This window comes from Paenibacillus sp. CAA11 (assembly GCF_003060825.1).
Classification (GTDB): domain Bacteria; phylum Bacillota; class Bacilli; order Paenibacillales; family Paenibacillaceae; genus Fontibacillus.
Genome location: NZ_CP028922.1, coordinates 1,394,278 through 1,420,593, shown reverse-complemented (window position 1 = coordinate 1,420,593; position 26,316 = coordinate 1,394,278). Strand labels below are relative to the sequence as shown.

General features: G+C 48.1%; 27 protein-coding genes. 11 read left to right on the top strand and 16 right to left on the bottom strand.

Annotation, left to right across the window (positions count from 1 at the left end):
• Window positions 1–46: 46 nt before the first annotated feature.
• The 3 genes from ilvC to ilvB form a co-directional block, all read right to left on the bottom strand.
• Window positions 47–1,039, bottom strand: coding sequence for a ketol-acid reductoisomerase (gene ilvC, locus DCC85_RS06610; protein WP_108464866.1), 993 nt, complete (start codon window positions 1,037–1,039; stop codon window positions 47–49).
• A 176-nt stretch (window positions 1,040–1,215) separates the two neighbouring features.
• Window positions 1,216–1,701 (bottom strand): acetolactate synthase small subunit, encoded by a 486-nt coding sequence (gene ilvN / locus DCC85_RS06605; protein ID WP_442789538.1) that lies wholly within the window; start codon window positions 1,699–1,701, stop codon window positions 1,216–1,218.
• 2 nt (window positions 1,702–1,703) lie between these two features.
• A complete protein-coding gene (ilvB, locus tag DCC85_RS06600; RefSeq protein ID WP_108464864.1) occupies window positions 1,704–3,449 on the bottom strand; it encodes a biosynthetic-type acetolactate synthase large subunit in 1,746 nt (581 codons plus the stop codon).
• Window positions 3,450–4,062: 613 nt separating this feature from the next.
• Between ilvB and DCC85_RS06595 the strand changes: the two genes are divergently transcribed.
• The gene (locus tag DCC85_RS06595; RefSeq protein ID WP_108464863.1) at window positions 4,063–4,515 is read left to right on the top strand and encodes a GNAT family N-acetyltransferase; all 453 of its coding nucleotides are present in this window, start codon (window positions 4,063–4,065) and stop codon (window positions 4,513–4,515) included.
• Here the strand turns inward: DCC85_RS06595 and DCC85_RS06590 are convergent.
• The 5 genes from DCC85_RS06590 to DCC85_RS06570 form a co-directional block, all read right to left on the bottom strand.
• Window positions 4,512–4,841: a hypothetical protein gene (locus DCC85_RS06590; RefSeq protein ID WP_108464862.1), complete on the bottom strand. Its 330-nt coding sequence runs from the start codon at window positions 4,839–4,841 to the stop codon at window positions 4,512–4,514. The two genes, DCC85_RS06595 and DCC85_RS06590, sit on opposite strands and share 4 nt — an antisense overlap.
• Window positions 4,842–4,965: 124 nt before the next feature.
• Window positions 4,966–5,325 (bottom strand): 50S ribosomal protein L20, encoded by a 360-nt coding sequence (rplT, locus tag DCC85_RS06585; RefSeq protein WP_108464861.1) that lies wholly within the window; start codon window positions 5,323–5,325, stop codon window positions 4,966–4,968.
• A gap of 33 nt (window positions 5,326–5,358) precedes the next feature.
• Window positions 5,359–5,559, bottom strand: coding sequence for a 50S ribosomal protein L35 (gene rpmI / locus DCC85_RS06580; RefSeq protein ID WP_108464860.1), 201 nt, complete (start codon window positions 5,557–5,559; stop codon window positions 5,359–5,361).
• Window positions 5,560–5,592: 33 nt separating this feature from the next.
• Window positions 5,593–6,087 carry a translation initiation factor IF-3 gene (gene infC / locus DCC85_RS06575; RefSeq protein ID WP_108464859.1) on the bottom strand — a complete coding sequence of 165 codons (495 nt, stop codon included), beginning with the start codon at window positions 6,085–6,087 and terminating at the stop codon, window positions 5,593–5,595.
• A gap of 292 nt (window positions 6,088–6,379) precedes the next feature.
• A complete protein-coding gene (locus tag DCC85_RS06570; RefSeq protein ID WP_108464858.1) occupies window positions 6,380–7,618 on the bottom strand; it encodes a glycosyltransferase family 2 protein in 1,239 nt (412 codons plus the stop codon).
• 684 nt (window positions 7,619–8,302) lie between these two features.
• Between DCC85_RS06570 and DCC85_RS06565 the strand changes: the two genes are divergently transcribed.
• The 3 genes from DCC85_RS06565 (at window position 8,303) to ltrA (ending at window position 11,872) form a co-directional block, all read left to right on the top strand.
• On the top strand, window positions 8,303–8,830 hold the full coding sequence (locus DCC85_RS06565) for a phosphatase PAP2 family protein (protein ID WP_108464857.1): 528 nt from the start codon (window positions 8,303–8,305) through the stop codon (window positions 8,828–8,830).
• A gap of 53 nt (window positions 8,831–8,883) precedes the next feature.
• The gene (locus DCC85_RS06560) at window positions 8,884–10,023 is read left to right on the top strand and encodes an MGDG synthase family glycosyltransferase (RefSeq protein WP_108464856.1); all 1,140 of its coding nucleotides are present in this window, start codon (window positions 8,884–8,886) and stop codon (window positions 10,021–10,023) included.
• A gap of 448 nt (window positions 10,024–10,471) precedes the next feature.
• On the top strand, window positions 10,472–11,872 hold the full coding sequence (ltrA, locus tag DCC85_RS06555) for a group II intron reverse transcriptase/maturase (RefSeq protein ID WP_108463800.1): 1,401 nt from the start codon (window positions 10,472–10,474) through the stop codon (window positions 11,870–11,872).
• Between the two features lie 96 nt (window positions 11,873–11,968).
• Here ltrA and trmB read toward each other — a convergent pair whose 3' ends face one another.
• Window positions 11,969–12,676 carry a tRNA (guanosine(46)-N7)-methyltransferase TrmB gene (gene trmB, locus DCC85_RS06550; protein ID WP_108464855.1) on the bottom strand — a complete coding sequence of 236 codons (708 nt, stop codon included), beginning with the start codon at window positions 12,674–12,676 and terminating at the stop codon, window positions 11,969–11,971.
• 454 nt (window positions 12,677–13,130) lie between these two features.
• Between trmB and DCC85_RS06545 the strand changes: the two genes are divergently transcribed.
• Genes DCC85_RS06545 through DCC85_RS06530 form a run of 4 tightly spaced genes read left to right on the top strand, consistent with a single transcriptional unit; the run spans window position 13,131 to window position 16,101 of the window.
• Window positions 13,131–14,084, top strand: a complete 954-nt coding sequence (locus tag DCC85_RS06545) for a tRNA modification radical SAM protein MnmL/YtqA (RefSeq protein WP_108464854.1) — start codon at window positions 13,131–13,133, stop codon at window positions 14,082–14,084.
• Between the two features lie 10 nt (window positions 14,085–14,094).
• Window positions 14,095–14,682, top strand: a complete 588-nt coding sequence (locus DCC85_RS06540; RefSeq protein WP_108464853.1) for a tRNA 5-(aminomethyl)-2-thiouridylate-methyltransferase MnmM — start codon at window positions 14,095–14,097, stop codon at window positions 14,680–14,682.
• A 25-nt stretch (window positions 14,683–14,707) separates the two neighbouring features.
• Window positions 14,708–15,112: a VOC family protein gene (locus tag DCC85_RS06535; protein WP_108464852.1), complete on the top strand. Its 405-nt coding sequence runs from the start codon at window positions 14,708–14,710 to the stop codon at window positions 15,110–15,112.
• 59 nt (window positions 15,113–15,171) lie between these two features.
• Entirely contained in the window at window positions 15,172–16,101 is a 930-nt protein-coding gene (locus DCC85_RS06530; RefSeq protein ID WP_234414370.1) for an alpha/beta hydrolase, read from the top strand.
• Window positions 16,102–16,292: 191 nt separating this feature from the next.
• On the opposite strand, the gene DCC85_RS06525 is transcribed toward DCC85_RS06530, so the two are convergent.
• Complete coding sequence (locus tag DCC85_RS06525; RefSeq protein WP_108464850.1) at window positions 16,293–18,062, bottom strand: B12-binding domain-containing radical SAM protein; 1,770 nt, start codon at window positions 18,060–18,062, stop codon at window positions 16,293–16,295.
• A 51-nt stretch (window positions 18,063–18,113) separates the two neighbouring features.
• Entirely contained in the window at window positions 18,114–19,970 is a 1,857-nt protein-coding gene (recQ, locus tag DCC85_RS06520; protein WP_108464849.1) for a DNA helicase RecQ, read from the bottom strand.
• A 267-nt stretch (window positions 19,971–20,237) separates the two neighbouring features.
• Between recQ and rlmD the strand changes: the two genes are divergently transcribed.
• On the top strand, window positions 20,238–21,785 hold the full coding sequence (gene rlmD / locus DCC85_RS06510) for a 23S rRNA (uracil(1939)-C(5))-methyltransferase RlmD (RefSeq protein ID WP_442789537.1): 1,548 nt from the start codon (window positions 20,238–20,240) through the stop codon (window positions 21,783–21,785).
• An 8-nt stretch (window positions 21,786–21,793) separates the two neighbouring features.
• Here rlmD and DCC85_RS23305 read toward each other — a convergent pair whose 3' ends face one another.
• The 5 genes from DCC85_RS23305 to DCC85_RS23705 form a co-directional block, all read right to left on the bottom strand.
• A complete protein-coding gene (locus DCC85_RS23305; RefSeq protein WP_234414369.1) occupies window positions 21,794–22,642 on the bottom strand; it encodes a recombinase family protein in 849 nt (282 codons plus the stop codon).
• Window positions 22,639–23,328 carry a recombinase family protein gene (locus DCC85_RS23300; protein WP_234414368.1) on the bottom strand — a complete coding sequence of 230 codons (690 nt, stop codon included), beginning with the start codon at window positions 23,326–23,328 and terminating at the stop codon, window positions 22,639–22,641. The genes DCC85_RS23305 and DCC85_RS23300 overlap by 4 nt, the downstream gene beginning before the upstream one ends.
• The gene (locus DCC85_RS22905; protein ID WP_159081804.1) at window positions 23,325–23,480 is read right to left on the bottom strand and encodes a hypothetical protein; all 156 of its coding nucleotides are present in this window, start codon (window positions 23,478–23,480) and stop codon (window positions 23,325–23,327) included. Before DCC85_RS22905 ends, DCC85_RS23300 begins: the two co-directional genes overlap by 4 nt.
• 88 nt (window positions 23,481–23,568) lie before the next feature.
• A complete protein-coding gene (locus DCC85_RS06500) occupies window positions 23,569–23,904 on the bottom strand; it encodes a hypothetical protein (protein WP_234414367.1) in 336 nt (111 codons plus the stop codon).
• Window positions 23,905–24,620: 716 nt separating this feature from the next.
• Window positions 24,621–24,797 carry a helix-turn-helix domain-containing protein gene (locus DCC85_RS23705; RefSeq protein ID WP_442789536.1) on the bottom strand — a complete coding sequence of 59 codons (177 nt, stop codon included), beginning with the start codon at window positions 24,795–24,797 and terminating at the stop codon, window positions 24,621–24,623.
• A gap of 437 nt (window positions 24,798–25,234) precedes the next feature.
• Here DCC85_RS23705 and DCC85_RS06490 point away from each other — a divergent pair, with 437 nt between their 5' ends.
• The gene (locus DCC85_RS06490) at window positions 25,235–25,456 is read left to right on the top strand and encodes a hypothetical protein (RefSeq protein ID WP_108464845.1); all 222 of its coding nucleotides are present in this window, start codon (window positions 25,235–25,237) and stop codon (window positions 25,454–25,456) included.
• A gap of 85 nt (window positions 25,457–25,541) precedes the next feature.
• A complete protein-coding gene (locus tag DCC85_RS06485) occupies window positions 25,542–26,303 on the top strand; it encodes a hypothetical protein (protein WP_108464844.1) in 762 nt (253 codons plus the stop codon).
• The last annotated feature ends 13 nt before the right edge of the window (window positions 26,304–26,316 follow it).

Genomic DNA, 26,316 nt, shown 5'->3' with positions numbered 1-26,316 from the left:
CTGCTCCTTTGTTAACTTATTCCTTCAGTTCTGTTATAGACCTGAATTACTTCTTAATCCAGTGCATCAAGCCGCGGAGTTCAGCTCCCACCACTTCGATAGGATGACTAGCTTCGTTACGGCGTGTTGCTGTAAGGAATGCGCGGTTCGATTGATTTTCAAGGATGAAGTCCCGTGCAAATTTACCTTGCTGGATGTCGGACAATACTTCCTTCATCGCTTTCTTCGTCTCGTCTGTTACGATCCGTGGGCCTGTAACATAATCGCCGTATTCAGCAGTGTTACTGATGGAATCACGCATCGTTGCCAGACCTCCTTCATAGATCAGGTCCACGATGAGCTTCAGCTCATGCAAGCACTCAAAGTAAGCCATTTCCGGAGCATAGCCTGCTTCTGTGAGTGTTTCAAAGCCTGCTTTGATCAAGGCACTTACACCGCCGCACAGAACAGCCTGCTCTCCGAACAAATCTGTTTCAGTCTCTTCACGGAAGGAAGTTTCAATTACACCAGCACGTGTACAGCCGATCCCTTTAGCATAGGCGAGACCAATCTGTTTGGCTTGCCCTGTTGCATCCTGATGAATCGCGATCAGCCCTGGTACACCAAATCCATCTACATAAGTACGACGAACCATGTGTCCTGGTGATTTAGGAGCTACAAGCAGTACGTCATTGTCCTTGGAAGGAACAATTTGGCCGAAGTGAACGTTAAATCCGTGTGCAAACAGGAGTGCGGCGCCTTTTTTCAAGTTGGGTGCGATCTCGCTGTTATACACTGCAGCCTGTGTCTCATCCGGCATCAGAATTTGCACTACATCCGCACGGCGGGTAGCTTCTGCTACAGACAAGACTTCGAAGCCGTCTTCCTTGGCTTTGTCAAATGATTTGCCTTCACGAAGGCCAATGACTACGTCAAGCCCGCTTTCGCGAAGGTTCTGAGCATGAGCATGCCCTTGGCTTCCATAACCGATAATTGCGATCGTCTTCCCTTTCAGTACGCTGAGTTCCGCATCTTTTTCGTAGTACAAAGTAACTGCCATAGTATAAATCCTCCTAAGTTTTATTGAACTTCCTGTATTGATCAACCCTTTACTCTCATGAGCGGGTATTTCAAAAGACCTCCGGCCGATCTTAGCCCTACTTTAAATCGAGATCTGTTCAAATTCCCGCTCATAAGGAGCGCGGGAACTTGCTGCATATAGTTAGAAGAAACTGCCTACGATGCATTTCCCCGAGTCATTGCAGTGACTCCGGTGCGTGATAATTCACGAATACCGTATGGCTTGAGCAGTTCGATCATAGCATCGATTTTCTCGGTATCCCCTACGACCTGTACCATTAGGCTGTGTGTACCGATGTCCACTACGGCGGCTCGGAATGTTTCAACAAGCCCCATAATCTCCGGACGCTCTGGCGGCTCCGCTTTTACCTTAATAAGGGCCAGTTCCCTTGACACCATTGGCTTCGCACTCAGATTAATGACTTTAATGACATCGATCAGCTTATATAGCTGCTTCTCAATCTGCTCTAGTGTGTTCTCATCACCTTTGGTGACAATAACCATGCGTGACAATCCAGCTTCTTCCGACTGTCCAACCGTAATGCTCTCGATATTAAAACCTCGCCGTCCAAACAGTCCAGACACCCGTTGAAGTACACCTGGCTGGTCATTGACCAGTACAGCAATTGCAAAGTTCTTCATCATTATTCACAGTCTCCCATCAGCATTTGATCGATAGGGGACCCCTGGGTAACCATCGGATATACATTTTCCCCTTTGTGAACGACAAATTCCACAAGAACCGGCCCCGGAGTCTCCATAGCCTCCTGCCATACCTTCTGGGCATCCTCCTTGTTTGTCGCGCGAAGCCCCTTTACTCCATAGGCTTCAGCCAACTTAACAAAATCAGGGCTTCCAGCCAGGTCGATGTGACTGTAGCGGTTCTCATAGATCAGCTCCTGCCACTGTCTTACCATCCCAAGCACCTGGTTGTTGAGGACTACGATCTTTACCGGGATTTTGTTAATAGCGCAAATCGCAAGCTCCTGTGAACACATCTGCATGCCGCCGTCCCCGTTAATCGAGATAACTAGACGATCCGGCTGAGCCATTTGCGCCCCGATTGCTGAAGGAAATCCAAAGCCCATCGTACCGAGGCCACCAGACGTAATCCAGGAACGTGGCTGATTAAACTTGTAATACTGAGCCGTCCACATTTGATGCTGGCCAACGTCTGTGGTAACAATGGCCTGACCATGGGTCATATCATTCAGCATTTGAATGACCCATTGCGGCTTCAATACCTCATTGGAATCCACGTACTTCAGCGGCTTCTCCGCTTTCCACTTGCGGATCTGATCCCGCCAAGCGTCGGCTTTACTCGCACGCTTCACCAGTCCGTTCATCTGTTCAAGCACGGTCTTCGCATCACCTACAATCGGGATGTCGGCCTTGACATTCTTGCCGATCTCGGCAGGATCGATATCGATGTGGACGATTTTGGCCTTAGGTGCAAAGCCATCCAGCGCCCCGGTGACCCGGTCGTCAAATCTTGCACCGATATTGATCAGTAAATCCGATTGCTGGATCGCATGGTTTGCTGTGTAAGTGCCATGCATCCCCGGCATTCCCATCCACAAGCTGTTTCCGCTCGGGAATGCCCCCAGACCCAGTAAGGTCGTTGTAATCGGTATCTCCGTCCGCTCTACGAATTCGAGCAGCGCTTCATGTCCTCCGGAATATATAACTCCGCCTCCCGCAATAATTACTGGGCGCTCAGCTTCGGCAATCGCCGCAGCCAGCTTGTCTAATTGCAGGCGATTCGGCGTAATCGTTGGATTATACCCCCGCAGGTTCATGGCCTCACCGGGATGGAACATCGTCTTCGCTGCCGAGACATCCTTAGGAATGTCAATTAGTACCGGACCTTTTCTTCCTGTGTTTGCTATATGAAAAGCTTCATGAATAATACGCGGCAGATCCTCTACATTCCGGACCAAATAGCTGTGCTTCGTAATCGGCATCGTAATGCCGGTGATGTCAGCTTCTTGGAATGCATCCGTTCCAATGAGTGTAGTGGCTACATTGCCTGTGATGACGACCAGCGGGACCGAGTCCATGTAGGCTGTAGCAATTCCCGTAACCAGGTTCGTTGCCCCCGGTCCCGAGGTGGCGATACAGACGCCCACCTTGCCGCTGGCCCGTGCATAACCGTCTGCAGCATGTATAGCTCCCTGCTCATGACGGGTTAACAGGTGATGGAAATCGTTAAATCCGTACAGCGCATCATAAATGTAAAGCACAGCTCCGCCCGGATAGCCAAAGACGCATTCCACACCTTCAAGCAGCAAGCTTCGGAGCAGAATTTCCGAACCGGAAATCACTTCCGGTTCCATCCATTTCTCACGTAATTCTTTAGTAGACTTCATGGCTGGTATTTGCGCGCTCATCAGTCATCCTCCTTCTCGAATATTCATTTTAATGTTCATTTAGCTTTCTAATTCAACAAAAAAACCTTTCGTCCCTCAGGTAAGCGTTCATGACGCTTACGAGGGACGAAAGGTTTAGCTTCCGTGGTACCACCCAAATTCGCAAGGCACCTCACAGTGCCAAGCCTTGCCGGGTAAAGTCAAAGTTACCCGTAGTTCGTAACGTGAACCATGCGATTCCCCCTAATTACCAATTCTTCTTGGGCATCACCGCGGGTTAGCCTCAGGTACATAAGAATTGCCTTTCAGGGAAACAGCTCCAAGGTGAGCTCGCGAATAAGGGATAATGGTGATGGTCTCAGCTAATCCATCACTCTCTGAGCATAGAGCCCTTAAACCTTCGTCCTCTTCATAGCCATTGGTTTATAGCGTTAAAATGTTAAAATGTTTAGGAACATTATATGATTCCTCACACGCTTAGTCAATACTTTTAAAAAATGATTTATTCACGCACCCTTCTCCCCCTGATCACATAGGATAACAAAGGCGAATGTCCTCGTACAGTCTTTGGGTGAGCTTCTGTGCGGGATATCACCTCTCCCAATCTATGTATTTCTGGCGAGGAGGAGTAGCATTGATTCGCTACCGCAGACCCAAACAGGATGATCCTGTAATTTATAACTTGATTGAAGAAGAGCTTGTCCCCTACTCTCAGCTTTCCCCAAGCGAGCTTTCCGTTATTCGTCAGGAGCTTCCTGAACGGCTGAAGCGTGGGGTTACCCTAGTGGCAAGTCCAGACTATGAATCAGATCCGTTGGCCTTTGTCCACTTCATCATGCATGGAGATCTACTTTACATCGATATGCTTGCCGTCACAAGACGACAGCAACACAGACGGTACGGCAAAACCCTTATGGCTCATGCCGAGTCCTTTGCCCTCTCCCGAGGAGCCAAGCGAGCAAGGGTAATGGTGGACGGGGGAAATCCCCGCGCCCACTTGTTCTACAACCGTCTTGGTTATGTGACGATTCGCTTCATTCCCAAAAGCGGCTGTTACGAAATGGAGAAGCAGCTTATGCCGCTTTAGAAGAAATATCCAGGCGGATATCCAGGGTAACCGGAAGATCCATAGTTTCCATATGCATAGTTATACCCGCCATATCCCGGCTGGGCATAGCCATAGCCATAGTTCGAATAACCGTATGGAGCTGTTCCTATGGCCAGCAGATCGAACAATACCAAGGGGATAATGGCTTTAGTCCTTACTTTTTTGCCAGACTCAGGCTGCATATACAGACGGTTCCCATTGATCTTCAGCAGCTTCCCGCTTACAACGCTGCCGTCCTTTTTATAAGCCACAACATGCTTTCCAATCAGCTGTTTAGCTTCTTTCTTCACCGTTCCAGCGCTCACATGAATCCCTCCTCCAAGTGTCTTCCCCTTTTAGGGTATGCTTGGATCAAAGGTTCCGCTTGGATGTTTATCCCTAATAAACAAAAGGCGTCCCAATTGGGACGCCTTTACGTGTAAATTGAAATTAAGCGTTAATTTTCTCTTTAGCTACAGTAGCCAAAGAATTGAACGCATTGATGTCATTAACAGCCAGATCAGCAAGCATCTTACGGTTAATGTTCACTTCAGCCAGCTTCAAGCCATGCATCAGCTTGCTGTAAGACAAACCGTTCATACGAGCAGCCGCGTTAATACGCACGATCCACAGTCTGCGGAAATCGCGTTTTTTCGTACGGCGGTCACGGTATGCATACAGCAAGGACTTCATAACCTGCTCGTTAGCTGTTTTGAAAATGCGGTGTTTAGAACCAAAGTAACCTTTTGCAAGCTTCAATACTTTTTTATGACGACGACGAACGACGAATCCGCCTTTTACTCTTGCCATATCAATAGACCTCCCAGGTAAGTTGTGTAGTTACTACTTCAGATTAGCCAAGCCTTGTTTCAAGCGGCTTACGTCACCGGAATATGCAACCGGGCTGTTAGCCAGAACGCGTTTCGCACGTTTGGATTTATGGGACAACAGGTGATTTCTGTTAGCTTTGTAACGTCTTACTTTACCAGTTCCCGTAATTTTGAAGCGGCCTTTCAGGCTGCTGTGCGTTTTCATTTTAGGCATTGAACTTCCCCCTTATAGTTTGTAAGCTTATGCTTAATTTTTTGGAGCCAGGATCATAATCATGCTGCGGCCTTCCAATTTAGGCTGGCGTTCGACGCTGCAAAGTTCAGCAACTTCAGTCTTCACGCGCTCCAAGATCTTTTGGCCGATATCGGCATGCGTAATTTCCCGTCCGCGGAAGCGGACAGAACATTTCACTTTATCGCCTTCGTTTAAGAATTTGATCACATTACGCAGCTTCGTTTGAAAGTCGTGTTCCTCAATGTTGGCACGGAACCAAACTTCCTTGATGTCCACGATTTTCTGATTCTTACGGGCTTCCTTCTCTTTCTTCTGCTGCTCGTAACGGAACTTGCCATAGTCCATAATCCGGCACACCGGCGGCTTAGCTGTCGGCGCCACGTTCACCAAATCCAGATTCAGATCGATAGCCATCTGCAGCGCTTCGCGAATCGGCTTAATTCCAATTTGCTCACCTTCAGCACCAACCAGGCGTACTTCTCTGGCCCGTATTTCATCATTGATCAAATGTTCCTTACTGATAACTCTCCACCTCCAAGGGTTTACCGCGCAAGTGCGGTCCTGATGATTAGTTAAAAAATAAAAGGGATGCGAGTCAGACACCCGCATCCCAAATTGATCGTCAAAGTTCATGAACAATGCATTCATAAATTAACGGATCAATACCAGCCAACACTAGAGTCGGTCAGGTGAGAAGCTATCTGCCTCTGCTTGCAATCCATATGTTCGCAACACTTTTATTAATATAACACAAGTAGAAAGCCCCTGTCAATAGACAGAGGCTTTATTCATTTTCTGTTTATCCTTGTTTGCTTTGGACCTCTTCGAGTCTTACTACACGGGTATGCTGCGTGTGACTCCACTGCTTGTTGTTCTGAGTAAAGAACGCGTAGAAAGTAATTGGCCACCAGGAGATCAGGTAAATTGGGAACAGCACAAGATACCAGTAGACCTTCTTATACGTGACTTTCTCCAGTGCCATGGCCAACAAGAAGGTTACCACATTGGCACCGATGGCTAAAAACGATACCCACATAGGCAAATGCGCGTACAGGGTCGAGAAATGCGGCCCATTGAACAAAGATTGATCAGCCCATACAATCGCCGTAAGCAGGAAGGTGATAAGCACGATGTACACATTGACTGCGTACAAAGCCATATCCAGCTTCACAAGGCTTCTCTCTTTCAAGCTCTTCCAAAGCAGAGGGAAGAAATAACGGCGCGCAACCGTAAAGTGTCCCTGCATCCAGCGCAGCCGCTGGCGTGCAGATGCTTTGAAGGACAACGGCTTCTCATCGAACAACCTCGCGTTATAGTTAAAGACTGGATACACGCCGCGATTAACACAACGCATCGTAAACTCCAAGTCCTCTACAAGGCTTGTTGCACCCCAGCCAATCTCTTTGAGGAGCTGGGCCTCAAAACACATGCCCGTTCCGCCAAGAAAGTTAGCCATGCCCAAATTATGTCTGGACAGCTGCCACAGACGATTGACATACCAGTAAGAAATACCGTAAGCTGCCGTCACCCAAGAATCCTCAGGGTTCTTGGTGTCTATATAGCCCTGAATAACGCGGGCTCCGTTACAAAGATCGTTGTTCATTTCCTGCAGGAAGTCCGGATGAGCAAGATTGTCAGCATCGAACATCACTACACCGTCATATTGACGCGGCATATCCCACAGCTCTTTAAGCATCCATTCAATCGCATACCCTTTACCGCGCTGGTTCGGATTGGTTCGCACACAAGCATTCATGCCGTAGCTGCGAACAATTTCGGCCGTGCGGTCGGTACAGTTATCGCAAATGACAAACACATCGTACAACTCTTTCGGATACCTAAGTTCCTTTAAGTTCTCCATCAGCGCCCCTACAACAGCTTCCTCGTTGTGGGCCGCAACCAGAATGGCGAACGATTTGGTCGGTGCATGCTGTTTTTTATGTTTCTTTATATACATGCCGAACAAAGAAAATACAAATTGATACACTGCGATCACTGCCAGAATTATCTGAAGCGAAATCATAATCGCATCGAGCATGATACTCTGGTACCCCCTTTTTTTAACCCTCATGAAATATACTGCTTTTCTTTCTCTCTCTAAATTTTCTTTTTCTCTGTCTTTTTCTCATTTTTCTTTCTGACTTTTGTTCTTATTCGCGAAAAGCGCAGCTTTTCGCCTGACCCTCGAACTTTTTTGAATGCACTTTTAGCCAGAGTGAATGAATTGCCAGTATCGATTTTCTACGAGTTTACGGCTTTTGTCAAAAGCTTAATTATGGCTTCAAAGGCGAAAATTCGGCTGTTAAGCCTTTTCTTCGGCTTCCGCCATGCCGCTGCCTCGGTTCACCCGTGCTTAATAGCTATTTTCATCCGTTTTGACACTTTTTATTTCTAAAGTCCCTCCTTTTTTATAATCAGGAAGGAAAGCCCTTCTGCACACCTATCCAATATTAATGTTAATCCTACACTAACACAGACGAAAGAATAGGCGCAAAAGTTTACTAAACCACTCAATTTCCTTTAAACTATTTTGTTATCATTTGAATCATTGTATCGGTTTAGAGATAGCAAAGTCAAAAATTAAAACAATTACCTTCAAAACGGCGATCCTTCTTGAAATGAGTTTAAATAAAAAATATGATTGACTTGTACGAATTGCCGTAAACCCCATCTTAAGCGATAAGCCTTTAAGGCTTTACAGACACGATGCGGAGGGATTCCTATGGAGCGATTGTTAACCAAGTTCAAGCAGTTGGATCAGCGGCTTTTTGTAGGAATTAACACCGGGCTTCATCATAGCTCACTGAATTTTATTCTTTATTATTTAACGAATTTGGGCGGTGCCACCTTTACGATTCTAGCGAGCCTGTCCATTTGGGCCTTTGCGCCCCAGCCATGGAGCAGAGTGGGATTAATCGCTTTTGCTGCACTAGCGCTTAGTCACATCCCTGTTGCTTTAACCAAGAAGACTTACCCGAGAGTTCGTCCCTATTTGACGCTGCCTGGAACGAATACATTCAGAAATCCGCTCAAGGATCATTCGTTCCCTTCAGGCCACACAACAGCAATCTTCTCGCTCACCGTTCCTTTTATCGCAGCAAGCCCTGTTCTCGCCACAATCCTAATTCCCACCGCCCTACTTGTCGCCATATCTCGAATTTATTTGGGGCTTCACTACCCTTCCGATGTCGCTGCAGGCGGAGTGATCGGCACCTTGGTCGCGTTAGGAACGGTTGCAATATGGCCTTAAAGGGGCTATTGTTATTACTATGGTAAAACCTTGCAGGAAAAGGTGAAACTAAAGTGCAAAAACAACGAGTATTACTACTATCTGAGGGGTTTGGCGCGGGTCACACCCAAGCTGCTTACGCACTCTCCAGCAGTTTACGCAAAACTTCGCCGAACGTGCAGACGAAAGTACTTGAGCTTGGCAGCTTTTTAAATCCAAGAGTAGCGCCCCTCATCATTACAGCGTACAAGAAAACGGTATCTTCCCAGCCTCGTCTCGTGCGGATGATGTACCGAAGCAATTATAAAAAATCGTTGAACCGCTTCACTACGCTTGCGCTTCACCGCCTTTTTTATACGCATACAACACAACTAATCCGGCAGCTGCATCCCGACGTCATCGTCTGCACGCATCCGATTCCAAGCGCGGTCATCTCCCGCATTAAACGCCTTGGTTTAGACGTGCCGCTCTGCACTGTTATTACTGATTATGACGCGCATGGAACGTGGATCAGCCGGGAAGTGAACTGCTATCTCGTCTCAACCAATTTGGTCAAGGAGAAGCTTCTCGACCGCGGGGTGGACAGCTCCAAGATTCGAGTAACTGGCATTCCCGTTCACCCTAACTTCTGGGAACGTCATAGCAAAGAGGAAATCCGAACTCAATTTCATTTAAAGGATATGCCTACAGTGCTTGTGATGGGCGGAGGCTGGGGCTTCATGAAGGATGAAGCCGTCAACTCCCTGCTGGCCAGCTATCGTGACAAGATTCAGATCATCTTCTGCTTCGGCAGCAACAAGAAATCGATGCAGAGAATGGAAGAAGATGAGCGGTTTCGCCACCCTAATATTCATTTATTCGGGTTTACCCGCGAAATTGACAAGTTAATGGAAGTATCGGACCTACTGGTCACCAAGCCCGGCGGCATGACCTGCTCCGAAGGCTTAGCCAAAGGGATTCCCATGCTGTTTCATAAACCTCTTCCTGGACAGGAAGAGGAGAATTCGCAATACTTCGCTTCACAGGGCTGGGGAACTCCGATCACCTCGCTCGATGTCATTACGAATTGGGTTCACCAGTTGACGGACAACTATGAAGAGGTCGTCCGCAAACGCCAGGAGGTACTGGATCACATAGACCGTTATCATCCGATGGGCAGTGCGCGTGTAATTATTGAATTATTGGAACAGACCAAAAAAAGGATGTTCTCCTGACGGAGAACATCCTTTTTTTTGGGTGTGCGCCCGGCATGGGCGATAACTCGGCGGTGAAAGTCCGCTACAGGCTTGGCAGTAGGAACTGTTAGCTGAAGGCAAGGGTGTCCGCCGCGAGGCGGAATCTGAAGGAAGCCGGAGGCAAACCCTCGGTCTGACGAACAGAAATCACATAGAAGGCATCATGGGACGGACGAGCTTGCACTACAAAGCAAAGTCCAATACTGCCCGAATCCCATGGTGTAAATGTGGCAGATAGATGAGGGGAAGGTTATCGCTCTTACCCGGGGAGGTCTCACAGACGACAAGTAGGAAAAAAAAACCGAAAGACGGAGTAAAGCTTGCTGTGAGAAGTCAGCAGAGGCCATAGTACCCGGAAGGTTTTTTTTTCGGGGAAGGGCCGAACAATCGTAAGTCTCGAGTACATACCGAAAGGAGAGCTGACGCGATGAAAGCAGAATACCGAAAGGGCTACCTGCAAAGGGATAGCGTGGAACGCGAAGAGCATGCGGGAGTGCGGAGCGCCGGCACTCGGGAACGTAAAGAAAGAGGCGGTGCAACAGACCTGCTGGAGCAGATTCTGGACAGAGACAATCTGAACAGAGCCTACAAACAGGTCAAACGCAACCATGGAGCGCCAGGAATCGACGGAATGACCGTAGAAGACGCGCTACCCTGGCTGCAGGAACATAGAGACGAGCTGTTGCAAAAGATCCGGGAAGGCAGATACAAGCCCAGCCCAGTACGGCGCAAGGAAATTCCCAAAGCAGATGGAAGCGGAGTACGGAAGCTTGGCATACCCACGGTCGTAGACCGAGTGATTCAGCAGGCAGTCGCCCAGCAGCTCCAGCCCCTGTTCGAGCCGCTCTTCTCGGAGGGAAGCTATGGCTACCGCCCCGGTCGGAGCGCACAACAGGCCATTCGCAAGGTGAAAGACTATGCAGAACAGGGATACGGCTACGCAGTAGAAATCGACCTCTCCAAATACTTCGACACGCTGAATCATGAGCTGCTTATGCATCTTTTGCGCAAACAAATTCAGGACAGACGCGTAACCGAACTGATTAAGAGATACCTGAAAAGTGGGGTTATGGAGAACGGGGTGCACTGCAAAACAGAAGAAGGCTCCCCTCAGGGAGGCCCCCTGTCGCCGCTTCTGGCGAACATCTACCTGAACGAATTTGACCAAGAGATGAAAGGCCGCGGAGTGAACGTCATCCGCTATGCGGACGATATTGTGGTGCTTGCCAAAAGCAAACGGGCAGCGGTGCGGCTACTGGAATCCTGCGGAAAGTACCTGGAGACCAAACTGAGACTCCAGATCAATACGCAGAAAAGTAAGGTCGGTAGCGTAGTGGCTCGAAAGCACTTCAAATTTCTCGGCTTTGCCCTGGGAAAGAACAAGAACGGCATGTATATCCGTGCCCATGGACAATCCCTCGCAAAAGCGAAGAAGAAGTTGAAAGAACTCACAAGTCGCAGCCAGGGCAGAAATGTTCGCCAAGTCATGGAAAAGGTAAAAGTCTACATTCGGGGATGGATTGGTTACTACTATGTGGCCGACATGAAACGGATCCTGCAAAGCTGGAGCGAATGGTTGCGAAGACGACTGCGGATGTACATCTGGAAACAGTGGAAAAAGCCGCGAACAAAAGTACAAAACCTGCGGAAGCTGGGGATACCGGAATGGCAGGCTTACCAGTGGGGCAATTCCCGTCTCGGGTACTGGCGCATCGCCGGAAGTCCAGTGTTGTCTCGTTCCATAACAAACAAAAAGCTCGTACAGGCAGGATATTATGACTTTCCTGCGCAATACGAGCGTTTACGTAAATTGCACTTATGCGGTTGAACCGCCGTATACCGAACGGTACGTACGGTGGTGTGAGAGGTCGGCTACTCATCTAATGAATAGCCTCCTACTCGATTATCCCTAATTTACTGCTGCTTAAAAGGCATCCATCTTGCGTTCATGATACTTACGAACAGCCTCTTCTCCCACCATGACTTCAATGCGATGAATATTCATGCCCTGAGCATGGAATTTGCTCTCATATTCGGTCATCACATGCTTATCATTCAGACCGTCACGGTGAAGATTCAGAGAAATTTCACTCATCTGCATTCCTACTGCGGCAAACGCATTGAGCGAAAATTCGAACAACGTCTGGGAGTCTGTCTTGAAATGAATTTCTCCCTTCTCGTTCAAAATCTGCTTGTACTTCTCCAGGAAGCGCGGATGCGTCAGCCGGCGGCGTCCATGACGTGCCTTCGGCCATGGGTCGCTGAAGTTCAAATAGATGCGCTCCAGCTCGCCCGGTGCAAAGAACTCCTCAATAAACTCGATGTTGCCTAACGCAAGAGCCAGATTCGGAGGCTGCTCTACCCCCTGATCCTCCCAAGCCGCACGCGCTTTCTCGCTGCCGCGGCGAATCAGCTCATCATACATATCCATACCGATAAAGTTCACTTCCGGATATTTCACACTCATGCCGCTGATAAACTGTCCCTTACCCATGCCAAGCTCGACATAGATCGGATGGTCGTTCCCAAACCGTTCCTTCCAGCGTCCTCTATATTCCTTAGGGTCCAGAACGACCAGATCCTGCTGTCTCTCCAGACTCTCTCTTATCCCTTTTCTGCCGCGTAAGCGCATATTATTCCTCCGCATTCTTCAATTGCTCGTCTACTCAAGATTATATTGTGCCGAAGATCCGAATAATTGTAAAGTCATATATGGAAAAAGGAACCCTAAAGCCGCCGGAAAACAGCTGCAGGGTTCCTTCTTCGTATATTTGGAATTGGGGTCCAACGAAATTTGTCGTTCTAAGTCTACCGCATCCTTGGAAGCTAGGCAATCCATGAGGTGGGGCAAACTTCGAAGTCCGCGCCAATTGCAGCTCTCGATAGGATGATGCCAGTGCGTAATGCTTGGCGCTAAATCAAAAATAGCATATTTATATTCCTATAGCAAGAAAGCCAGGTGCGGGAATTTCCCCTTTTTGGCGTTTTTTTGATACAATGAGTGAGGCATCGTTCTCCGCTACTTCTGTCCCCGGTAACTGACAGGACAGCGGTTATTTCATATTAGGGCTACAAAGGAGTTATCCATGAGTACACAACTAACTGCTGCTTCCCCGCTTCTGTGGGGAGACAAGAGATTTCATACATGGAACACCGAAATGCGGGAGCAATTCGGAGAGAAGGTATTTAAGGTCATGCTGGACGCGGGATTTACCTGCCCCAACCGGGACGGCTCCATTGCCAAAGGCGGATGCACGTTTTGCAGCGCCAGAGGCTCTGGAGACTTTGCCGGCAGCCGGCGGGATGACCTGGTTACACAGTTCAACAAGATTCGCGACCGCCAGCATCAAAAATGGCCGAACGCCAAATATATCGGGTATTTCCAAGCCTATACGAATACGTATGCCCCTGTCGAGGAGCTCCGGGAATATTACGAGGTCATTCTCGAGCAGCCGGGCGTAGTCGGCCTTTCCATTGCCACACGCCCAGACTGCCTTCCAGATGATGTCGTTGATTATCTTGCTGAATTGAACGAACGCACCTATTTATGGGTAGAGATGGGTCTGCAAACCGTACATGAATCCACTTCACAGCTCATTAACAGGGCCCATGACACCCAGTGTTACCTGGAAGCTGTCGAGAAGCTCCGCAAGAGGGGGATTCGGGTATGTGCCCATATTATTTACGGCTTGCCTCAAGAGACACACGAAATGATGCTTGAAACCGGGCGAGCCGTGGCTAATATGGACGTACAAGGCATCAAAATCCATCTCCTTCACCTTATGCGCAAGACTCCTATGGTGAAGCAATACGAAGCTGGATTGCTTCGTTTCTTGGAGAAGGATGAGTACATTAAGCTGATTGTCGATACGCTGGAGTTCCTTCCGCCTGAGATGATCGTGCACCGCTTGACAGGAGATGCGCCGCGCGATGCTCTGATTGGTCCGATGTGGAGCCTGAAGAAATGGGAAGTACTCAATGGCATTGACGCCGAGTTGAAGCAGCGTGATACTTGGCAAGGCAAGTATTGGAGAGGGTGATGGTGATCCTATGGGCTTTCTCTCCGTATTAAGCATGGCTCACCGCCTTATCTCCGAACGGCTCTCGCCAGGCGATCTGGCCATAGACGCCACTGCTGGCACAGGGGCCGATACGCTGTTCCTGGCCAGATGCTGCGGGCGGCGCGGAAAGGTGTACAGCTTCGATATCCAGTCGGAAGCGCTCCGGCTGACCGCTGAACGCCTTGCCAAGGCCGCAGCTTCAGAACATGCTCTGGCCGAGGTTGCCCTGCTTGAACGAAGCCACGCCGAGATGAAGGATGCTCTGCCCCAAGCGGCGCACGGACAGATCGGCGGGATCATGTTCAATCTTGGCTACCTGCCGGCAGAAGGTGCAGATGCGGCGATTATCACCGTGCCGGACAGCACGCTTACAGCGCTTAACGCCTCACTCGAACTGCTTCGTCCCCGGGGCATTCTTACCGCCGTATTATATCCGGGACATCCGGGAGGAGACCAGGAAGCCGCTCAGGTAGAGCGGTGGGCATCCGAAATACCTGGTGCAGCTGGACAAGCGATTATTTACCGCCAGCTGCAGCGGCCAGCCGCTCCTTATCTTGTAGCTATAGAGAAAAAATAACGATATATATAAAAGGGGTATTCTAATGAGTGTACGAAAGATCGAGCATGTTGGAATCAGAGTCTCCGTTCTTGAAGACTCGATTGAATTCTATATTCGTGTCATCGGTTTAAAGCTGTTACATACGGTTGGTGAGGTTGGAGCCGACGTTCGCTTGGCCTTTCTTACCTTTCCTTCCCAGAACAGTGTTGAGGTAGAGCTGGTCTACAAGAAGGCTCCTGAAGAGCTGGCCCATGAAGGACGCGTAAATCACATCGCCTTCACAGTAGATCACATTGAGCAGGAATATGAGCGGATCGCTAACCTTGGCCTGTCTGGACTCGACAAAGAGATTCGCACCCTTGAAGGCGGCAGCCGTTATTTCTTCTTCAACGGCCCGGATGGGGAACGCATCGAGTTTTTTGAACCGGCACAGCTGGAGGAACTCTAATATACATGTAGATATAGATGGAGGCGGCAGTTCATATGGTCACACTTCCCTTTACCCTTATGAATTCCGAAGGACAGAAGGTGTTCGTCAATTACTGGGTACAAGATCCGGAACATGCACCGCGGGGAATCGTTCAGATCTCCCATGGTATGGCAGAGACGTCGGCCAGATACGAGCGATTCGCCCGTGAGCTTACAGCGCAAGGCTTCGCTGTATATGCCAATGATCACCGGGGGCATGGGAAGACAGCCGGATACCCTGAGTATCTCGGATATGCAGGTCCGGATGGCCACAATGGCATGGTGGATGACCTCCTGCTGCTTGGCAGCGAAATCCGGCTGCGTCATGCCGGAATTCCCCTTTTTCTATTAGGGCATAGTATGGGATCCTTCCTCGTCCAGAAGACGATGTACCTGAGCCCGGAGCCTTACACCGGCTTCCTCCTGACCGGAAGCTGCGGCGGGCAGGGGGGACTTGCGGCAGGCCAGCTGCTGGCATCGGCGCAAGTCCGGCTGCAAGGCGCTCAGCATCCCAGCCTGCTCCTAAACGCACTGGTGTTTGGCAGATATAACCGGCAGTTTGCACCGGTTCGAACCCCCTTCGATTGGCTGACTAGAGATCAGACCGAGGTGGATAAATTCATTGAGGATCCCTTCTGCGGTGCCCTTTGCAGCGCAGGGTTCTTCTACGACTTCTTCGGTCTGCTGCGGGAAATCCATCGCCCTGAACACATGGCCAAAATACCGAAAGACAAACCTGTGTTCATCTTCAGCGGTGAAGAAGATCCCGTGGGCCTTAATGGCAAAGGAGTACATAGGCTCATTGAAGCCTATAAGGAGCTGGGCCTTGAGCAGGTAGACTGGAAGCTGTATCCACATGCACGCCACGAGCTGCTGAATGAGCTTAACCGGGATGAGGTGACCGAAGATGTGCTGTATTGGCTCAACCGCCAGCTTCAACTCTCTTCATCCTCTGCCCCTTCAGATTAAGCAGTACAGGATGAACCCTCAGAACAAGATGATTTATAACTTCCTACTGGATTACAAAAGAACCGAAAGACCAGGACGGTCTTCCGGTTCTTTCTGTGCTTATATCAGCGGACAACCTAATTTTAGATTCTCAACCATTCCCAATATTCCTTATCCCGGTGCCGTTCTGCCCTCTAAGCTATAACTCTATTCTAATCTAGAGCTAAAGGCTCTAGCCGCGGCAGAACATAAAACTCCGGCTTACTCGCTTCATTCTGCGAATAGAAGAAGAGCATCAGAGATGGCTCAGGCGCCCTGCCGCCATCCTGCCCATCCAGCACCTCACGAAGATTGAACGGCAGTTCCTCCGCATGCATCAGCTTCTGAAGCTCGCGCTCTCCCAAGCCCCGTGCTGCAAACTCGAAAGAGATCAGCTCCGGATTTTGAAGAAGCTGCCGCAGCAGCGGTGCCAGGTCTGCTTTGCGCAGAGGGTCGCTCCACCATATTTTGCGTGGCTTGTGCTTATGGCCCAGCAGATAATCAAGCTTCATCAGACCCAGGACCACTTCGGGATGCTTTAAGCTTCGCTCTTCGAGGAATTCATTCAATCGAACGAACAAGTCCTCAAGCTGATGTCCGATCCGCTGCCAGCCCCGCTCCTCCCAATAATTGCCGAACTCCTGAAAGAAGTCGAACGGCGAATCGAATTCATGCTTCATTAAATACCGCAGGGTATAATCCATCCGGTGGGCGTTCCAATATTTCTCCAGCACATCCTCCAGCCGCTTGAGCCGAATAATATCCTCAAAAGGCAGCCACTGCGTGCTCAGAATTTCATAGGGGGCATGATCCATATAAGTATAATTGTATTTCTCTGCATCCTGACGAAGGCCTGTCCCGCGCAGCATCTTCAGGAAGCCAAGCTGAAGCTCCTCCGGCTCCATCGCGAAGACATCGTTAAAGGTCTTTCGGAAGGTCGCATAATCCTCTAACGGCAGACCGGCAATCAAATCCAAATGCTGATCGATCTTGCCGGATTCTTTGATTTTCGTCACAGTGCGGGACAGCTTCGTGAAATTCTGGCGCCGCTTTACGAGCTCGTTCGTCGGATCGTGGGTAGACTGTACTCCAATCTCAAATCGGAAGATGCCCGGCGGCGCATGCTCTGCCAAATAATCCAGAACCTCGGGCCGCATAATATCCGCCGTGATCTCGAACTGGAATACACAGCCCCTATGATTTTCAATGAGAAACTCAAACATCTCCATGGCGTATTTCCGGTTAATGTTAAAGGTACGGTCCAGGAATTTAATCACCTTCGCACCGCCTTCAATTAGATAAAGAATATCCGATTTCACCCGTTCGATATCGTAATATCTTACGCCTACCTCAATGCTCGATAGACAAAATTGACAATTGAACGGACAGCCGCGGCTCGTCTCAAAATAGACAATCCGCTTGCTAAGATCGGGCAGGTCTTCCGGGAAGCGATGCGGCGAAGGCAGGGTGTTCAGATCGCTCTTCGGCCGAGCTGGCATGATGACAGTCTCCTCGCCCTTACGATACGCAATGCCGTAGACAAAATGAAATTTCCGATCTCCCTGAATCGTCTGAAGCAAATGATGAAAGGTTTCTTCCCCTTCCCCCATGACAATATAATCAACGCCAGGAATACGCTGCATCCAGTGCTCTGTATCGTAAGAAACCTCCGGTCCTCCCAGCACGATCTCCGTCTCGGGCATGACCTTCTTCAGGATCTCAATCACTTTGATCGTCTCCTCGATGTTCCAGATATAGCAGGAGAATCCGATCACATCCGGCTTTCTGCGATAGAGATCTGACACGATATTCATAACGGGGTCCTTAATGGTGTATTCGGCAAGATCAATATCGAACTCATGCTGACTATAGGCTTTGAGCAGCCGGATCGCCATCGAGGTATGGATATACTTCGCATTTAATGTGGCCAATACAACCTTCATCTGAATCTACACCCTTCTTTTATCAAGCTAGGATCAGTGACTAGCTCCCTCTTATTCGTAGTCATCTTCCACTACAGCTGTGCCCTGGTCTTGAAAAAATTCCAGGAACGGGCGGCCATACTTCCGGTATTTCACTTCACCGACCCCCTTGATTCGCAGCATCTCCTGCTCCGTCTGCGGGCAGATAATACTCATCTCGCGCAAGGTAGCATCATTAAAAATAATGTAGGATGGCACCTGATCACGCTGGGCAAGATCCCGCCGAATCAACCGCAGCTGCTCAAAGACCGTCTCGTTAACAGCCGATGGCCCAAGATCCTGCGCCTGTCCGCGCCGGCCCCTGCCCGTCTGTGGTGAAGCAGGCTGAGGCGCCCGCTGCATCACCTGGTGCTGCCCTTTCAACACATCTACTCCAAGCGGTGTTAATCTGACCACAGGGTACTGCCCTTCACTAAGTGCCAAATAGCCCTCTGCAATAAACACATTGATCAGCTCGGAGATTTCCTTCTCAGAACGCCGGGGCATCATGGCATAGGTGGGCAGCTTGTCAAATCCGTACTGGAGCACCTTCTTGTTCTGCGACCCCTTCAGCACCGAAGCAACCAAGGATACGCCAAAGCGTTCGCGCATGCGGTGGATGCAGGAGAAAATAATCTGCGCATCCCGGGTCATGTCCACCAGCTCCCGCTCGTCCCGGCAGGAGCTGCAGATGCCGCAGGGCTTCTGATCATGCTTCTCGCCAAAGTACTCCAGCATCGACCAGCGTAAACAGCGGTTCGAATAGCAGTATTCCACCATCTGCTGAAGCTTGCGGTAATCATTGCGCTTGCGGTCCTCATCCTGCGGATTCTGCTCAATCAGAAACTTCTGGGTCATGATATCCTGCGGGCTGAACAGCAGAATGCAATCGCTCGGTTCACCGTCACGCCCGGCGCGACCAGCCTCCTGGACATAAGCCTCCATATTCTTTGGCATATTATAGTGAATAACATACCGGACATTGGACTTGTCGATTCCCATACCGAAGGCATTCGTAGCTACCATCACCCGGATATCATCATATAGAAAAGCTTCCTGCATATGCTCGCGCTCTTCATCCGGCAGACCAGCATGGTACCTGCCAGCAGGGATTCCCGCTTGTCCAAGCCGCTCATACAGATCATCGACCTCTTTACGCGTGGCGGCATAGATGATTCCAGGCTCACTGGTATGCGCTCGCGCATAATTAAGCACATACTCCCGCTTATTCTCCCCGCGCAGCACGGACATGGCCAAATTGTCGCGCCCGAGTCCGGTTACAAAAACGGCCGGGTCCTGAAGGCGCAGAAGGACCAGCATATCCTCCGTAACTTCTGGCGTAGCCGTTGCCGTGAACGCTGCGACAATCGGACGCTCCGGCAAGCTGTCAACGAACGGCGAGACCGCTAAATAGCTTGTCCGGAAGTCGTGTCCCCACTGGGATACGCAGTGCGCCTCGTCCACAGCTACACAGGAAATGAGGAGCGTGCTCATCTCGTCACGGAACCAGTCCAGCTCCAGCCGTTCGGGAGCGACGTACAATAGCTTCAGCTCACCGCGCTTAGCCGCGCGGATGCGATCATTCACTTCTTTGCCCGAAAGGGTGCTGTTGATGTAAGCGGCAGAGATGCCCATCGTTGTCAGGGCGTCGACCTGATCCTTCATCAGGGAGATCAGCGGCGATACGACCAGAGTAAGCCCTGGCAGCAAAAGGGCAGGAATTTGATAACAGATGGACTTGCCTCCACCGGTCGGCATGATTCCCAGCGTATCCTGTCCCTGGAGCAGGCTCTCTACGATACTTTTTTGACCTTCCCGAAAATCTGGGTAACCGTAATATTTCTGCAGCAGCTCACGCGCCTCGGCCAGCGACTGTATTTGTGTACTCATATTGTTCATTTAACTCCTTATTTTTGCTAAAAAGGCGAAAAGCCGCCTTAAACGAAGCAACCTGATATAGTTCAAGTTTACCGATGTTCATAGAAATGAGCAATAACCGGGCTAGCCGGGTACCTGTCTCAGAGGACAGCAGACAATTAAGTGAACCTCGTACAGGCCCAACAGCCACAGCCGCACACATTTGCTTGCTCTGCCTGCCAAAACCCCGCATGGTTTTCACTTCCTCTACATGGTATATTGGACACAATAACAACGAAGATGGAGAAGATACTGTATATGAAGAGTGAACAATCACGTACGGGGATAGAGAGCAAAAATAAGAAAAGTGGCTCAAAGGCCTACTCCTCGGCTGGGAAACCCGGTGACCGGGGCAACCGCCATGGACAAGGCAAGCCCGGAGGAAAGCCGCGTGCTGCGGCCAGCACTGCCGGGGCTGAAGAGCTGAAAGTCGGTGACCGGATTGTCGTCACGATTAAGCGCCTAGGCATCAATGGTGAAGGGGTGGGCTACTATCGGCGGAAGGCTGTGTTTATTGAAGGCGCCATTCCTGGAGAGGTCATCAAAGCTACCGTTAAACGCGCGGAGCCTAAATATATCACGGCTGCGATCAGTGAAATAGAAAAGCGGTCACCAGAGCGTGTGGATGCCCCCTGCCCCGTCTTCGGCATTTGCGGAGGCTGCCAAATTCAACATATGTCCTATAAAGGACAACTGCAGGGCAAAGAGGATCTCGTTCGCGAAGCTTTCGCTCGGTATGCCGGGATGGAGAACGTGCGCCTACAGCCCATCCTCGGCATGGAGCATCCTTGGGGATACCGGAATAAGGCTCAGCTTCAGCTAGGAGAACGCCAGGAGGGTGTGATCGCCGGCCTCTACTCCACAGGTTCGCACGAGCTGGTCGACATTACAGGCTGTCCGATTCAGCATCCGGAAATCAATGCAGCCGTCGATAAGGTGCGCAATGTGCTAGAATATCTGCGCATTCCAATTTATAAGGAGCGCAGCAATCAAGGGCTTGTCCGCAGCATCGTCGTCCGCTGGGGATTTCAATCTGGGCAGCTGCAGGTTACGCTCGTCACCGTGAATGATCGGGTACCCCAGCAGGAGCGCCTAATTAAGGAGCTTCGCCTTGCTCTGCCAGGGATTACGAGCATTGCCCTAAACATTAATCCGCGGAACACCTCCTTGATCTTTGGTGACCGCACCCACATTCTCTGGGGTGAGGAAGGTATTCAGGAGTCACTGGGCGATCTGGAATTCACCCTCTCCCCTCGCGCCTTCTTCCAGCTGAATCCGCTGCAGACCGTCAAGCTGTATGAATCCGTTCGTGCTGCTGCCGGCTTGACCGGCAAGGAAACCGTTGTGGATGCCTACTGCGGTACAGGAACGATCGGCCTATGGCTGGCACCTTATGCTCGTGAAGTTCGGGGCATTGAGAGCATTGCTGAAGCTGTACAGGATGCTAAAGATAACGCCGAGCGCAATGGACGCTCGAACGCTTCCTTCTATACGGGACAAGCGGAAGAGCTGCTGCCGGCTTGGGTGAAATCCGGCTTCAAGCCGGATGTGATCATCGCTGACCCGCCGCGGACCGGCCTTGACCCGCGTTTTCTCGAATCGGTGCTCAAGACCAAGCCGAAGCGCTTCGTCTACGTCTCCTGTAACCCATCGACCCTGGCGAAGGATTGCAAGGTGCTGCTGGACGGCGGCTACTCCCTGGAGTGGGCGCAGCCGGTGGACATGTTCCCGCAGACGAGTCATGTGGAGGTGACAGTGAGACTTGAAAGAAAAGATACAGTCCAATAAACTGTACCTTAATTCGAGGTGAGAGGATTGGAAAGGTTATAGATTATCTTAATCTTTCCATCCTCGAATACTTCGATTGTTTGGATAAGCCTTTGGAGGAATTGCTTCAATACCTGCTCATCGCTAATGTCGAGGTCAATGAAGCGTTCAACTTCCTTCCTAAAGGCTTCTTTACGTTCTGCGAGGTTCTTACCTTCTTCTAAGGCTACAATGAGTTCAGCCTTCCTGTTAAGCAGTTCTTGCTGTTGAAGGGCGTTACGCTCATTCTGATGCTTGAATTGGTCTGTTGTAATAGCCCCCTCAACATGTAAGGACAGCAATTTATCAAAACGATTATCAAGTTCTGCTAATTGCTTCTCCACACGTTTCAGTTCCCTTTGAGCGAGAGACTGAACAGCCAAGGCTTTTTCTTCTGCAATTCCGTAAAGACTATCAATCTTCACAGTATCCTTTATCAAGGATTTCAGGTCATTCTTAACTACTTGAAGAAGTACCTTTTCTTCGATGATATGGGAAGTGCAATGGGCAGATGTGTATTTAACGTAACCACCACAGACGTATGCACCCTTCCGTCTGTCGGGTTTGAAGTGCATGCCACTTCCACAATCAGGGCATTTAAGGATGTACGAGAACAGACTTTCATTACCATTGCTCTTGTGTTTGCCCCTCTTTTTCATTTGTTCTTGAGCGGCAGTAAAGTCATCCTCTTTAATAAGGGCAGGATGTGAGTTCTCTATGACAATTTGTTCTTCTTCACTAATCTTACGCCTAACCTTGTAAGTCTCAGATTCGGCTAACAAACTTGTTGTTTCTTCTCGATGGAATACTTGTTTGCCCGTATAGACTGGATTAGTCAAGATGCCTTTAATCGTGTTCTGATGCCATTTCTTCCCTGCGTTTGCCGCTCCTGAATGTCTCTCGGTGTAGGAATACCTCTGCGCATAAGGAGATTACTAATCCCAAACATACCCATACCGTCATGCAAATAAAGCCTGAAAATTTCTTTTACGATGGGGGCGGCATTTTCGTCAACTTCCAACTTTTTTGTATCGGGATTGGTACGGTAGCCAAAAGGAGGTACAGATGCGATTCGGTTTCCTTGAGTTGCACTAGATTTAAGCCCCCATTTAATCTTGTTGGAGAGGCTCAAGTTATCCTCTTCGGCTAACACCGCCCTCAGATTAAACATCAATCTGCTCTTGCTAGTTTTGGTATCGTAGCCATCTTCAGGCAAAATCAGTCTTATACTATTTCTTTCCAAAGTGTCAGCAGTGTTAAGGCTATTAACCGTATTTCTACCCAACCGTGAAACGGACTTTGCGATAACTACATCGAACTTTTTCTTCTTAGCATCATCCAGTAATCGCAAAATCTCAGTTCGATTTTTAATACCTGAACCACTTATTCCGTTGTCAATGTACCGTTCAATAACTGTAAACCCTTGTTCCTTAGCAATGTTTTCGGCTAAGGCGATTTGATTCTGCAAGCTGTTCTTCTGCTCTTCTCTCTTCGTGCTTACTCTAGCATAAATAGCGCACTTCATTGTTCAGTCACTCCTTCCATGTGTGAAGGAATGACATTTGCTCTATCATTATCGTACTTTTCGGCTTCGATAGTGTCAATCTGATGGCTTAGTATAGAGGATAAAATATCCTCTAGGGAAGCTGTTCCTACGAATGTGCGTTCAATTTTCATTGTTGATTCCCCCTCCAAGGTAACCATCGTTCTATGGTGGGGGGCTGTTGCGAATAATTTTGAAAATGATGAAAATAAATGTTAGGAGTTAATCAATAAGAGTAATCCAATCATTTGAATCTACAGAGAAGTTCATTTTTGCACACTCCATTGCTTCACTCATAGTATCAAGAAGGAAGTCGTTAACAACTTCCCAATTACAGTCGCACAAGAACAGATAGTATCTATCATCATCCTTGTATTTTGTTATTGCTAATGCAGTTATATGAACTTCATTAGTAGTTCCATCTTCTTCTTCAAATATGACTGAACTTAATTTGCGTGATTTATCATTAGTTGTAGTTTTTAAGACTTCTGCACCGTCTAATTGTGTAGGGAAATTCATTTTATTTATCACATCCCTAATTATGGATAAATTCATCATATCAAAGATTATGAAGACTTACGACTAGTGTTGTTCTTCTCCCCACCCCTTCGGGGTGAGTTACGTCTTCTTGTGGTCGCTCCGCTTCGCTTCGCTCGGGGGCTTCGCCCTGATTTTTAGATTATTTATTTAATGGAAACACAGGTGGGTAAGGAAACATTATTCCCCTTAATGGGGTAGGGGAATAAGAAACACATGTGGGTTTAGGTTTCCTACATGACATCAAGCGTGCTCAGGTACGGCTTTACCACGCGCATGATAAACATGCTCTGTCATGAATCCCTCGCCTTTAGGCGACCGTGACGGGGCTACAAATCATTGTAGTATCTGAGGATGAAGCACAACTTCAAATCAAATACCTGTCCATCTAACGGGGCAACACCTACTTGTGAACACAGGGGCGGTTATTTTACGTGTGCTACCGCAAAGCCACGGGTAAAGCATTTTATGAGTTTGTAATAATCATCGTTATTAGGTTTTGAATTGTTGCGACACTACGAGAAGATAGAATCGGTATTATAACCTTTGTCCTGCAATACTTCTTTTAGGTGGGCTTCATCAGTCCAATATGGATATTTGCCCCATGCTTGAATATGACTGGGAACTCGTTCAACTTCTAATTCTCCGTTCCTTACCCAATTCCATACGGTTTCCTCAGTAACGAACCGCCCCGATTGTAGTTTGGATTTCTTGCAATTACGGATAAAGTGTATTTGTTATCCATTTTGAATCACTCCTGTTCTTTTGTTTTGACGCGAATACTTGTAAACGAATTGAGGTTCCATTCTCCAAACTCCCCCGACCTTATAAGCAAGGAGTTCACCCTCGTATATTTTCCTGTAAATTGTTCGCGGCGAAAGGTTCAAATAATAAGCCACTTCATCAATTGTCATCAGCCTGTCGCTTCGATTAATCATGCTATCACCCCGTTAGATTTGGTCGATAACATTATAAGAATAGAAGTGTCATGGCTTAACAAAGAATGGGTAAAGATTTCAACCGTAAATATCTGTAAATAACGCGAGAAAGCGAAGGTAACCATTTTGTCCTTCTTAATGATGGTATCTAGTGATTTTGAGTACATGTTGATAAACGGGATTGCAAAAATAAGGTTATAAATCTCGACACATCAATTTTACAGTAGGAGGACTTTCAGAAAAATTTTTCACGGAGCATACAAGGGTAAACTTTATGAAAAAGAAAAATTCATGTTGACGAGGTACTGGGTACACCATTAATAAAATGTGTAAGTAAAAAAATCCCAAGTGTGCTATCTTATATTTATACATTTGGAGCTATACAGATTGGTTAGCACCCAATCGTGAAAAATATGTTAGTCGAAATTGACGGTTATTACTCTCAATCAATTGTGTATGGCAGGGATTGTAACGATGTTGAGCTGAAGAGAATGTATCGTAATGCGTTAGCAGAAGTAAGGGATATAAAGGAACTTGCTGAAGTGTTTTGTAAAATGCACAACTTTGTAATTGTTCCTTATTCGAAGGATATTCAAGTTGATTTTGTGATTGATACTGACACTAATAGAATCTAATAAGTCAAATATTAAAGACTAAGCCGCCCCACCAATTCAATAAAAAAGAAACACTACTGAACTACTACTTCACGAGGTGAATAATATGCCAAGATTATCAGGGATTGACGGTAACGAAACTACACAGATATGTCTTTTTTTGAAGTTCGCTACCGAAAAGTGGCATCTTGAATCATTACAGTCAGGAAAACTAAGGATGAATAACCTAAAGAAATTCATTGATATGGAAAAGAATGAGGGTAAGAAGGGAATGGGGGATTTACTAGAAGTATCCAATGTCATTAACCTTCTTAACTTTAAGCTAATTGACCCTGATACTGATGAAGTTATCTTAGAGGGCAAATCATCTAGAGGGGTTATGACCCTGAATCATTGTACGCCAAAACCAGTATTTTGTTTGGCAATGGTTGATTCTAAAATGTTAGAAGTTATAGAAGAGGACGATAAATGCTACAAATGTAAAGTCGTATTCTCAGATATTCAGAAACGAAGGTTTATCGAAGATTTTGGAAATCATGTAATGGTACTTCCAGTAGCCGGTTTTCTCGAAAGGGTCATGAAGGCGTTTGATAAGCATGAATATGGGTATGTTTATCAACCAGTTCTGTATGATGACTTCAATGTAAACCATTCGAATAGATTAAAATCTTTCGAAGAGGAAAATACAGATGTGTTTTTTTGGAAGGATAAAAGCATTGAATATCAAAATGAATTTAGAATTGTTATCTTAAACAAAGATATTGAAGAGCCCTTAGTAACTGAAATAGGAGATTTATCTGATATTAGCTTTATAACGACTTCCGAAAAGTTATTTATGAATGAGCTTATTTTATCTGTAAATAAGTAATAAGAATTAACCC